Below are 11,713 nucleotides of genomic sequence, written 5' to 3'. Positions count from 1 at the left end.
ATGGCAAGTGTATTAATAACAGGCGGAGCCGGTTACATTGGAAGTCACACAATAATTGAATTCCTAAACAATGATTTAGATATCATTATTATCGATAACTTTAGTAATAGTAAGCCAGAAGTAATTAATAGAATTAAAGATATATCAGGTTGTAAATTGAAATTTTATCAGATAGATTTGTTAGATAGTTCTAAACTTGACGGGGTTTTTAAAGAAAATCATATCGATGCTGTAATTCACTTTGCGGGTTTTAAAGCGGTTGGAGAATCAGTGTCAGATTCTCTTAAATATTATAAAAATAATATTGCAGGAACTTTAGAATTACTAGAAACTATGAAGAAAAATGATGTGAAGAAAATAGTGTTTAGTTCTTCTGCTACAGTCTATGGTACCGGAAACAATATACCTTTCAAGGAAAATTCTTCGCTAAAAACTACATCTCCATATGGTACAACAAAACTCATGATTGAACAAATTCTAACTGACCTGTGTATATCGGAACCTGATTGGAGTGTCATTATCCTGAGATACTTCAATCCTATAGGTGCCCACGAAAGTGGACTAATTGGTGAAGATCCAACAGGATTGCCAAATAATTTAATGCCATTCCTAACACAAGTTGCAATGGGAAGATTGGAGGGAATTAAAGTATTTGGTAATGACTACGATACTCATGATGGTACTGGTATTCGAGACTATATTCATGTTGTTGATTTAGCCAAGGGTCATTTGAAGGCATTACAAAAATTATCTAATAATTTTGGCCTGAGTATATATAATTTAGGAGTAGGAAAAGGGTATAGTGTTTTAGATGTTATAAAAACTTTTGAAAATGTAGTTAAGATTAATATAAAATACAAATTTGTTGAACGAAGAGCAGGAGATGTTGCAGTATCTATTGCAGATGTTAATAAAGCTCGTGATGAATTGGGGTGGGAGGCTAAAAAAACATTATTGGATATGTGTGCGGATTCTTGGAAGTGGCAAAAATTAAACCCAAACGGTTATGAGTAGCTGTATTATTGAGTGGAGATCAATTATGGAGTAATGGAGAAATTAACTTTAAAGGAGAGACTAAAATGATTAGTAGCAAGGAGGAATATTATTATTATTTAAAAGAAGATATGAAATCCCATAATATAAAAAAGTGGAAATTTAAATATAAATATACTATTCCCAATCTTTATTTTCAACGTCTTCTAAGAAAATGTGAATATTATAAAAATTGTCGAAAGGATTTTTTTGGAAGAATAGCTTTTTTATTTTTACAGTTTAGATTTCTCAAGGTATCAGTCAAATTAGGATTAACTATTCCTTTAAATGTTTTTGGACCAGGCCTAAGTATTGCCCATTACGGGAGTATCGTTGTAAATGGAAAATCTAGTGTTGGTAAGAATTGTAGAATTCATTCAGCTACTAATATTGGAGAGGGCAAGAATGGGTGTCCTCGTATTGGGAATAACGTGTACATATCACCTGGAGCTAAGATATTCGGAGGAATTATAATTGGTGATAATGTTAAAATAGGAGCAAATGCTGTAGTAAATGCAGATGTACCCGACGACGTTAGTGTGGGGGGGATACCAGCAAAAGTAATTTCTAGAAGGAAAAAGATTATGTGAAGAAATTTCGGTTCAATCTCAAAATCAGCGCTTGACTATCCATCCAACATCCGATGACGGTTACATTCAATGAGAATGCCGGATTTATAGTGGTTTCGATTTCGTGTAAAGTAATGACGACGTTGGAAGGATTCAATCCGGTTGTGCCCTTTCGACTCATCGGGGGGGGGCTGCGCTTTCTCTACGTATCCCCCAAGATGCCATTCTTACCGAAAACGAAGCCCTCAGCACCTACCAGAACGCTGAACTTACGTTACCTATCATGCAACAGCAAGGTTTCACTTCTGCGATAGTTGTATCATTAGACTTTCACATGCGAAGAGTAAAGTTTATCTTTGATCATGTATATAAAAATTCTGGAATTAAGTTAACTTACGTAAGTGCGAACTCGCTATAACGCAAAATGGTGGTGGAACGACCGCTACAGCCGGGAAACCACCTTTAACGAGTAAAATGATCGGCAATGCCTTCGGCTATAATGGGCTCGAAGCCAAAGAGACCTTGCAGGAAATCAAGCGCTGGTTTCACTGATTCTGATAAAAAATCATAAAACATTTCATATTTCCATTGACAGGTTCTGACAAACAAATTAGTTATCCCGGTCTATAATTAGATTCAAATCTAGTTATTTTCTGGGAGAGAAGTCCTATGCCAAATTATTATTTCAAGGAAATCTGGACACCGCTGAAGTGGGTGAAGATCCGCTTCTTCCGGGATGATGATGACCGGGTCTGGGTGAAGTTCGGATCACGGAGACGGCAGCTGCTGAGTCGGCAGAAAGTGGACAGCAAAACGGAGGCCTAAAGGCCTCCGTCAGAATGTCGTGAAACCCAGGTCGTTTGAAGACCCTGGGTTTCTTTGTTTTCCTACAGCTTAATGCCCGCCATCCGTCTCCACAATCCATACCTCCGGCAGGTTGCGGTATTGCTCGGCGTAGTCGAGGCCGTAGCCGACGACGAATTCGTCGGGGATGTCGATGCCGTTGTAGTCGATAGGAATATCGGCCACGCGGCGGGAGGGCTTGCTGAGGATGGTGCAGATGCGGACGCTGGCGGCTTCGCGGAGGGCGAAGAGCTGCTTCAGGTGCTGCAGGGTGAGGCCGGTGTCGATCAGGTCCTCGACGAGCAGGACGTGTTTGCCGCGGATGTCGGTGTCGATGTCCTGCTTGATGGTGATGACACCTGAAGTGGTAGCGCTGCTGCCATAGCTGGATACGGACATATAGTCAACGGCGACCGGGAAGGTGATCTCCCGCATCAGATCGGACATGAATACGGCGGCTCCCTTCAGGATGCCGATGAGGACAAGCTCCTTGCCTTCATAATCGCGTGAGATGACGGCGCCCAGCTCCCGTACTTTGCTCTCCAGCTCTGCCTTGCTTACCAGTACCTTGCGTAATTCGTTCATAACCACTGCTCCTTGTGCGTCGATATTATCTGTCAGGATGTACGATCCTTCTCCTTTAGCATAACATCATGTGCCCCGCCTTCGTAAATAGTTGTTGCGGAGACAAGGGTGATTTTGGCGTGCTGCTGCAGCTGGGGGATGGTCAGGGCGCCGCAGTTGCACATGGTTGATTTGATTTTGCTGATGGATAGATCGAGATTATCCTTGAGCCGGCCGGCATACGGGATGAAGGAATCGACGCCTTCCTCGAATTCCAGCTTGCTCTCCTTGTCGGCATTGCCGAAGTCGTAACGCTGCCAGTTGCGGGCCCGGCTGGAGCCTTCGCCCCAGTATTCCTTGACGAAGTTCCCGCCGACCAGCAGCTTGCGGCCAGGGCTCTCGTCGAACCGGGCAAAGTAGCGGCCCAGCATAACAAAATCAGCGCCCATCGCCAGGGCGAGCACAATATGGTAGTCGTGAACGATCCCGCCGTCAGAGCAGATCGGCACGTAGATTCCAGTTTGCTCGTAGTACTCCTGGCGGGCGGCAGCTACTTCGATTACAGAGGAGGCCTGGCCGCGGCCGATGCCTTTTTGCTCCCGGGTAATGCAGATGGAGCCTCCGCCGATCCCGACCTTGATGAAATCTGCTCCAGCCTCCACTAGGTAGAGAAAACCCTCCTTATCCACGACATTGCCGGCGCCAACCTTTACAGCCTCCCCGAACGTTTCCTTAATATACCGGATTGTCTCGGCCTGCCATTCGGAATAGCCGTCTGAGGAGTCGATGCAGAGCACATCCGCTCCAGCTTCCACCAGTGCCGGAACCCGCTCCTTATAGTCACGCGAGTTAATGCCGGCGCCGACGATCAGCTGCTTGTTGCTGTCATGCAGCTCCAGCGGATATTCCTGATGGCTGTCATAATCCTTGCGGAAGACCAGGTACATCAGATTGCCCTCGCTGTTCACAACCGGCAGGCAGTTCAGCTTGTGATCCCAGATCATATCATTGGCTTCAGTCAGGGTAATGCCTTCTTGAGCGTAAATTAAGGAGGAGAGCGGGGTCATGAATCCGGTAATCGGACATTCCCGGGGCAGCCGGTTTTCGCGGTAATCACGGCTGGTAACGATGCCCATCAGCTTGCCGGTCGGCTCCCCGTTGTCGGTGATGGCGATGGTGGAGTGGCCGCTGCGGGCTTTGAGGGCGAGCACATCCTGCAGGGTATCCTCCGGACGAAGGTTAGCGTCGCTTACGACGAAGCCTGCTTTGAATTTTTTGACCCGGCGGACCATCTCGACCTGCTGCTCGACGGATTGGGAGCCGTAGATGAAGGAGATGCCGCCGCTTTTGGCCAGAGCAATCGCCATATTGTGGTCAGAGACCGCCTGCATAACGGCAGAGGTCACCGGCAGGTTCATCGTTAGGGCCGGCGTCTCGCCGCGCTTGAATTTGGTTACGGGCGTGCGGAGATCCACATTTCCCGGGATACATGCTTTGGTCGTCAGACTCGGAACGAGCAGGAATTCGCTGAACGTTCTGGACGGCTGCTCATAATAGTAAGCCATTGTGTTCACTCCTTAAAGGTATGGTGAGTGCGTCTCCTTAACTGTTGCCGCAGGCAGTCCGCTTTTGTAAATTCCACAGTATTCTTCTTTCATTGAACCGTCCGTGTCCGTTACACCGCTGACAGCACCCGAACCGGAAATCCGTAGTCTGCCTCAAGCTTCTTATAGTGCTCGCCTTTGGCCAGAATGCCCTGCACCCCGACAAGCTCGATCCCCATAATCTTCATTTGATCCGCAATGCAGCGGATTGTTGCGCCCGAGCTGATGACATCATCGAGAATAAGCACCCTGTCCCCCGACTTGAAGCCGTCAAAATAAATATAATTTTCGTTATACGCGGTCTCCCGCTTGATGCATACCTCATAATTGTCGTACAGCTCGGTGCTGAGCCGCAGAATGTTCATCGGCTTGTTCAGCTTGTAGGCTGCCAGCATCCCCCAGGTATGACCGCCCGGCTCGGGCGATACGATGTAATCAAAGGCCGGGAACTGCTCCGTAATGCTGCTGGCCAGATTAGCGGTAATTTCACTGATCAGCTCCGGGTGGATGTAGGTGCCGCGTTCGCCAAAAGGGTACAGCTTAAAATCATAGGTAGTGTCCTTATTTTTGAAGATCCTCACGTTCTTGGCGCTGCTGATGGATTCACTGAGCCGTGCATAGGATGCGCTCATGGCCTTCACTCCCTTTGTCTGAATATGCAAAAACCCCGGAATACAAGAGACACACGCAGAGCAAATGCGGCTAAAAGCGCACGGTTACAGTAAAGTCTGCAGCAGTGCGAATCATAGCTTCTTTGTTATTGCGGTGTCTCTTGTAGCCTGGGGCAATTTACGGTTGCCTGTAGAAACGCTCAAACCGGATTAATGAGCTTATACAAGAGTTATTCATTTGTAATATACATGTTATATATTGTGACTCGTATTATTTTTATATATGCTATCACCGAGGTTTGTGTGTGTCAATCCTTGATTTAATGTAATGTTATATAACATTAATGATAATGAAGGCTTTGTTTGGCAAAACAGGAATGGTGTTACGTTTCGTCTGACTTATAAATAAAATAAAAATAACCCATCATAAACCATAGTACTTTTATGGTTTTTTATTTATAATCATTATTATCTGTATGTCATAAAGAGTTCAAAGGTTTTGTAAAATGCCGCATTTTGATGTGATATACTTAACACACGTGATTTGAGATTGTGTGAAAGACAGTGCCTACACCACTGAATATAGACTAGGATGGTGAACAAGCGATGCATATTGTCGTCGTTGGCCTGAATTACCGTACGGCTCCCGTTGAGGTGAGGGAACAGTTCGCTTTTGCAGAGAAGGATCTGCCCGAAGCGCTTCATCAGCTGATGAAGACCAAAAGCGTTCTGGAAGGGGTTGTCGTTGCCACCTGTAACCGGACGGAAATTTATGTGGTCGTCGACCGCCTTCATATGTGCGGATATTTCATCCGTAGCTTTATGGAGCAGTGGTTCAATGTAAAAAGTGAGCAATTTACGCAGCATATGTATATATACGAGGATGAGCAGGCCATTGCCCATCTGTTCCGCGTAACCTGCGGTCTGGATTCGATGGTGATTGGTGAGACGCAGATTCTGGGACAGGTGCGTAATGCTTTTTTGACTGCCCAGGGCGAGGGTGTGACCGGTACCTGGTTCAACCAGCTGTTCAAGCAGGCCGTGACGCTCGGCAAACGTGCCCATAACGAGACTTCGATCGGTGAGAGTGCCGTTTCAGTGAGCTATGCGGCTGTGGAGCTGGGTAAGCGGATCTTTGGCATGTTCACCGGCAAAAGAGTGCTGATTCTCGGCGCTGGCAAAATGAGTGAGCTGACCGTCAAGCACCTGTACAGCAGCGGAGCGGCTGAAGTCATTGTTGCGAACCGTACGCTTTCGCGCGCGGTTGAGCTGGCGGAGAAGTTCTCCGGCAAGCCGAGCACGATTGATGATGCGCTGCAGCATCTGGATGAGGTTGATATTGTAATCAGCTCCACCGGAGCTGAGGGCTATGTGCTGTCTGCGGACCAGGTGTCTGCCGGCATGAAGCGCCGCCCGTCGCGGCCGCTGTTCATGATCGACATCGCCGTGCCGCGTGACATCGATCCGGAAGCTGCCAATGTGCAGGGTGTGTTCCTGTACGATATTGATGATCTGGAAGGCATCGTGGAGAGCAATCTGGAGATGCGCCGCAGTGAAGCCGCGAAGATCGAAGTGATGATTGCGGAAGAGATGGACGAATTCCAGGTGTGGCTGAAGACGCTTGGCGTGAGACCAGTGATCCGTGCGCTGCAGGACAAATCCAATGGCATCTATGAAGATACGATGGACAGCCTGTTCAACAAGCTGCCTGAGCTGGATGAGCATCAGCGCAAGGTGATCCGCCAGCTGACCAAGAGCATCGTGAACCAGATGATGCACGATCCGATTAATGTAATCAAGGAAATGTCCGGCAGCGATCAGGGAACAGAAGCCCTTGCGTATTTCACGCAGATTTTTGCTCTGCAGAGTCAGCTCGAAGCTGGCGGGGGCGGAAATGGAAGCAGCCCGGCTCCTGTGCAGAAAAAAGAGAATGACCGTGTATCTGCTGCCGAATTCCTTGTGCCTAAGACCGTTTTTGCTCCGGCAGGCCTGCTGGGCGGGTGAGCAGCATGCAACTGCTGAACGGAATATATGATGCCGCTCTGCTGCTATATGCCCTGAGCCTGCTGTTTATTTTCTCGGATTGCCTTAAGCGTAATCCGGGCGGAAAGCGGCTGGGCACAGGGCTTCTTGCTGTTACGGGTCTGCTGCAGATGGCGGGACTTGCGGTCCGGTTCTCCCAGGAGGGCGGGCTGCCGATTTTTACCCCTTATGATTTCCTGTTCTGGTTCTCCTTCCTTATTGTCATTACGTCACTAGCCATTGCCTATACACGCGGCGGTGAATTTACGATTCTGCTGCTCAGCGGGGCCGGCTTTAGTGTCTTTATGCTGAACCGGGTCTGGCTGACGGCGGCAGATCATGGGCTGGAGAGCTGGAGGGCGGTGCACGGCTGGCTGGCGATGCATATTATTTTGGCCAACCTGAGCTTTGGCGCACTGACACTGGGCACGGTATTTGCGATAATGTATCTGTTCCTGCACAGGAAGCTCAAGAATAAGAAATGGGATGACCGCATCCGGCGGCTCCCGAGCCTGGAAACGATGGACAAATATTCGTATACGGCGATTCTGGCCGGTGTGCCGCTGATGATTGTGTCGCTGGTACTGGCCGCGATGTCGATTGTTGCCGAGGGACGGACACCGCTATTTCAGGATTCCAAGGTACTGACCACAATGGTCGGGCTTGGGGTATATATAACCTATATTCTGCTGAAAAGGTCAAGGCGCAGAAGCGGTACGGCGATGGCCCGCTGGGCGATTTCGGGGTATGCTTTTATTATTCTTAATTTCCTGCTGAATTCGTTATCAGACTTTCATGGCTGGAGCGGGAGGTGAGCAGAATGGCAGGGTATTTGCCGGTCATGCTGGATGTCAGCGGGCAAAAGATTGCTGTGATCGGCGGCGGAACGGTGGCGGAGCGCAAGGTGCAGTCTCTGCTTGAAGCGGGGGCCGCGGTTACGGTGATCAGCCCTGCGCTCACGGCTGTGCTCTCCGGGCTGGTTGAGGAAGGCAAGATACAGTGGGTTGCCCGCGGATATGAACCCGGAGATGTCCGGGGCGCGTTTCTGGTATACGCTGCAAGCAGTGATCCTGCGGTGAATGAAGCGGCGGCTGCCGAAGCCAAGGCGCTTGGACTGCCGGTCAATGTAGCCAGCCATGCGGAAGCGGGGAATTTTATAACACCGGGGGTTCTGCGCCGGGGAAGGCTGACTGTGGCCGTCTCCACATCTGGTGCAGGACCCTCTGCTGCGGCTGAGATTACGTCGCAGCTGGCTGAGGTTTTGGGCGAGGAATACGGGCCTTATCTGGATTTTTTGCACATGATGCGCACTGAGATTAAGTCGCTTGTACCCTCGGCTGAGGAACGCAGACGGCTGCTGCACCGGCTCGGCCGGCTGGATGTGTTGAATAGTGTGCGGCAGGGCACCTTTATAGAATGGTCGCCCGAGGCAGTCCGGGCTTGGATTGCGGCGAACCGGGCGGAGTAGCGGAGGAAGGAAACTGGCTGAATAATGGGTTACCGGGAGGAAGATGAGAATGCGCAAAATTATAGTAGGCAGCAGACAAAGCGCGCTGGCGCTGACCCAGACTGGGCATGTAATTGATGATCTTACGCGGCTGAGTGAGGAGCACGGCTTCGGGTTCACCTTTGAGGTACACAAGATTATCACCAAAGGCGACCGGATTCTCGATGTCACGTTGTCCAAAGTAGGCGGCAAAGGGCTGTTCGTAAAGGAAATTGAACAGGCCATGCTCGATAAAGTCATTGATATGGCTGTACACAGTATGAAGGATATGCCGTCCGAATTACCGGAGGGCCTTATTAACGGTGCTGTGCCGAAGCGGGTTGATCCGCGTGACTGCCTGATTGCAACAGGTGCGTCAAGCCTGGATGAGCTGCCTCAGGGTGCGCGCGTCGGCACGAGCAGCCTGCGCCGCTCCAGCCAGCTGGCTGCGCTGCGCCCTGATCTGGTGATTGAACCGGTGCGCGGCAACATCGACTCCCGGCTGAAAAAGCTGGAGAACGGCGAATACGACGCCATTCTGCTGGCCGCAGCCGGCCTGACCCGGATGGGCTGGCAGGACCGTGTGACCGCCTATCTGGAGCCGGAGGTATGTCTGCCGGCAGTCGGCCAGGGTGCGCTTGGTATTGAATGCCGCGAGGACGATACCGAGCTGCGTGAGCTTTTGGCGCTGTATAATGATGAGCAGACAGCTCTGACTGTAGCTGCGGAACGGACGTTTCTCGGTGCGCTAAACGGCGGCTGTCAGGTGCCGATTGGCGCGTTTGCGGTGCTTGAAGCTGAGGGAGCGGAAGGTGGAGCAGGGCGCGAAGGAGCGAGTGCAACTGCGGAGAACCAGGAAGCCGAGGGGGAAGCCGTATCGGCGGACAGTCTAGAGGATAAAGATAAGGTAGCAGAGGCGGTTTCGGGTAAAGCGGAGGAGTCCGGGCCTGCCGGGTCAACTAATCCTGCAGGACGGGTAATTACTTTGACAGGGATGGTGGGAACACCGGACGGTTCGGTAATTCTCAAAGAGACGCTTACGGGAGTTGACCCGGTACAGCTTGGCGAAGAGGTAGCCCGCAAGCTGATTGCCCGGGGTGCGGAGAAGATTCTGGCGGATACAAGGGGATGATGGAGATGGCGGAGAAGACGGGGAAAGTATATCTGGTAGGTGCAGGACCGGGCGATGCGAAGCTGATCACTGTGAAGGGGCTGGAGTGCATCCGCAAGGCGGATGTGCTGGTCTACGACCGGCTGGCAAGTCCCAGGCTGCTGAAGCAGATGAAGCCCGGCGGTGACAAAATCTATGTCGGCAAGCTGCCCGACCGTCACACCATGAAGCAGGAGGAGATCAACCAGCTGCTGGTTGATCTTGCTCTGGAAGGCAAAACGGTCGTGCGGCTCAAGGGCGGGGACCCGACGATTTTTGGCCGGGTAGGCGAAGAAGCGGAGCTGCTGCGCCGGAACGGCATCTACTACGAGATTGTGCCGGGCATTACGTCGGCAATCAGCGTACCGGCTTATGCCGGCATCCCGGTCACGCACCGGGATTATGCGTCTTCCCTGTCGATCATCACCGGACATGAAAGCCCGGATAAGCTGGACCATTCCATCCATTGGGACAAGGTTACCCATGCGACCGGAACGCTGGTCTTCCTGATGGGCGTCGCCAAGATCGGCTACATCAGCGGCCAGCTGATCAAGCACGGCCGTCCGCCGGAGACACCGGTGGCGCTGGTGCGCTGGGGCACGCGTGCGGAGCAGGACACGCTGACCGGCACGCTCGCCGACATCGAGGCGAAGGTCATTGCGGCGGACTTCAAGCCGCCGGCGGTCATTGTCGTCGGCGAAGTGGTGCGCCAGCGCCAGCAGCTGATGTGGGCCGAGGCGCTGCCGCTGTTCGGCAAGCGCATCGTGGTTACCCGCGCCCGCAGCCAGGCGAGCGAGCTGGTGGACCGCATTGAGGAGCTCGGCGGCGAGCCGTACGAGTTCCCGGTCATTGAGACGGTCATGCCGGAGGATGCCGGGAAGAAAGCCGCCATAGCTTCCGCGCTGGGAGCGCTGGAAGCCTATGACTGGGTTTTCTTCACGAGCCCGAACGGCGTGGAATTCTTTTGGCGCCACCTGGCGGAGCTGAAGGTGGACATCCGCGGCTTGCACCGCGCGCGCATCGGCGCGGTGGGGCCGGCCACAGCCGCCGCGCTGGCGGAGCGCGGGCTGGTGGCCGAGGAGCTGCCCGCCCGCTTCCAGGCGGAAGGGCTGCTGGAGGCATTTGGCCCGCGGCTTGAGGCGGGCCAGAAGGTTCTTTTGCCGCGCGGGGACCTCGCGCGGGAGTGGCTTCCGGCCAAGCTGCGCGGGCTTGGGCTGGAAGTGACCGAGATCGACACCTACGAGACGGTGGTGACGGGCGAGGACGACATCGAGCTGCTGCGCCTGCTCGAGGAGAAACGCATCCATGCGGTTACCTTCACCAGCTCTTCGACCGTGCGCAACTTCATCGAGATCCTGAAGCGCATGGGTCTGGAAGATCCGGTGGCCGTGCTGGCCGGCGTCAAGATCGCCTGCATCGGCCCGGTGACCGAGGAAACGGCCGTCGCCGCCGGCCTGACCCCCGGCCTGCTGCCGGACGAGGCCACCATCGAAGGCCTGCTACAGGAGCTATGCCGCTGGAACGAGTCGACGAGAGTACGGTAGGGGCTTTATCATCCCCTGCCCGCGAGGCAGCTTAAGGATAGTTACTTACGGCAAAGGGCTGCCGGAGCAGTTGATAGGAGCAGGCTGAGTGTACAGGTGACAATGGTTAGCTGGGATAGATGGGACATGCTATGTACTGTTAATGCGCCAGAAGTCCGCGGGAGTGTTGAACACATTCGTGCTGGCTGGATGAGCTAGGCTGTATGTTGTTAATGCGCCGGATGTCTGCGGAAGTGCTGAACATATTAGTGTGCTGGCTGGATGAGCTAGGACGTCTGCTGTTAGATG

At 52.1% G+C, this 11,713-nt stretch carries 11 protein-coding genes and 1 riboswitch; of the genes, 8 read left to right on the top strand and 3 right to left on the bottom strand.

The window, feature by feature from the left end:
• The 3 genes from galE (at window position 1) to NST84_RS24155 (ending at window position 2,426) form a co-directional block, all read left to right on the top strand.
• Window positions 1–1,014 (top strand): UDP-glucose 4-epimerase GalE, encoded by a 1,014-nt coding sequence (gene galE / locus NST84_RS24165; protein WP_342562646.1) that lies wholly within the window; start codon window positions 1–3, stop codon window positions 1,012–1,014.
• A 65-nt stretch (window positions 1,015–1,079) separates the two neighbouring features.
• Window positions 1,080–1,622: a serine acetyltransferase gene (locus tag NST84_RS24160; protein ID WP_342562645.1), complete on the top strand. Its 543-nt coding sequence runs from the start codon at window positions 1,080–1,082 to the stop codon at window positions 1,620–1,622.
• A gap of 648 nt (window positions 1,623–2,270) precedes the next feature.
• Window positions 2,271–2,426, top strand: coding sequence for a hypothetical protein (locus NST84_RS24155; RefSeq protein ID WP_342562644.1), 156 nt, complete (start codon window positions 2,271–2,273; stop codon window positions 2,424–2,426).
• A 69-nt stretch (window positions 2,427–2,495) separates the two neighbouring features.
• On the opposite strand, the gene hpt is transcribed toward NST84_RS24155, so the two are convergent.
• From hpt to NST84_RS24140, 3 genes are all read right to left on the bottom strand, one after another.
• Window positions 2,496–3,029 (bottom strand): hypoxanthine phosphoribosyltransferase, encoded by a 534-nt coding sequence (gene hpt / locus NST84_RS24150; protein ID WP_342562643.1) that lies wholly within the window; start codon window positions 3,027–3,029, stop codon window positions 2,496–2,498.
• Window positions 3,030–3,061: 32 nt separating this feature from the next.
• Complete coding sequence (locus tag NST84_RS24145; RefSeq protein WP_342562642.1) at window positions 3,062–4,573, bottom strand: IMP dehydrogenase; 1,512 nt, start codon at window positions 4,571–4,573, stop codon at window positions 3,062–3,064.
• A gap of 110 nt (window positions 4,574–4,683) precedes the next feature.
• Window positions 4,684–5,244, bottom strand: coding sequence for a phosphoribosyltransferase (locus tag NST84_RS24140; RefSeq protein ID WP_342562641.1), 561 nt, complete (start codon window positions 5,242–5,244; stop codon window positions 4,684–4,686).
• Window positions 5,245–5,367: 123 nt separating this feature from the next.
• Window positions 5,368–5,470, bottom strand: a riboswitch (purine riboswitch).
• A gap of 359 nt (window positions 5,471–5,829) precedes the next feature.
• Between NST84_RS24140 and hemA the strand changes: the two genes are divergently transcribed.
• Genes hemA through cobA form a run of 5 tightly spaced genes read left to right on the top strand, consistent with a single transcriptional unit; the run spans window position 5,830 to window position 11,425 of the window.
• Window positions 5,830–7,227 carry a glutamyl-tRNA reductase gene (hemA, locus tag NST84_RS24135; protein WP_342562640.1) on the top strand — a complete coding sequence of 466 codons (1,398 nt, stop codon included), beginning with the start codon at window positions 5,830–5,832 and terminating at the stop codon, window positions 7,225–7,227.
• Window positions 7,228–7,232: 5 nt separating this feature from the next.
• The gene (gene ccsA, locus NST84_RS24130) at window positions 7,233–8,060 is read left to right on the top strand and encodes a cytochrome c biogenesis protein CcsA (protein ID WP_342566512.1); all 828 of its coding nucleotides are present in this window, start codon (window positions 7,233–7,235) and stop codon (window positions 8,058–8,060) included.
• A 5-nt stretch (window positions 8,061–8,065) separates the two neighbouring features.
• Window positions 8,066–8,713, top strand: a complete 648-nt coding sequence (locus tag NST84_RS24125) for an NAD(P)-dependent oxidoreductase (RefSeq protein ID WP_342562639.1) — start codon at window positions 8,066–8,068, stop codon at window positions 8,711–8,713.
• Between the two features lie 49 nt (window positions 8,714–8,762).
• On the top strand, window positions 8,763–9,863 hold the full coding sequence (gene hemC, locus NST84_RS24120; protein ID WP_342562638.1) for a hydroxymethylbilane synthase: 1,101 nt from the start codon (window positions 8,763–8,765) through the stop codon (window positions 9,861–9,863).
• A 5-nt stretch (window positions 9,864–9,868) separates the two neighbouring features.
• The gene (gene cobA / locus NST84_RS24115; protein WP_342562637.1) at window positions 9,869–11,425 is read left to right on the top strand and encodes a uroporphyrinogen-III C-methyltransferase; all 1,557 of its coding nucleotides are present in this window, start codon (window positions 9,869–9,871) and stop codon (window positions 11,423–11,425) included.
• Window positions 11,426–11,713: the final 288 nt, after the last annotated feature.

This window comes from Paenibacillus sp. FSL R7-0345, assembly GCF_038595055.1.
In the GTDB taxonomy this organism is placed as follows: domain Bacteria; phylum Bacillota; class Bacilli; order Paenibacillales; family Paenibacillaceae; genus Paenibacillus_AQ.
This window is presented reverse-complemented; position numbering and strand designations above follow the sequence as displayed.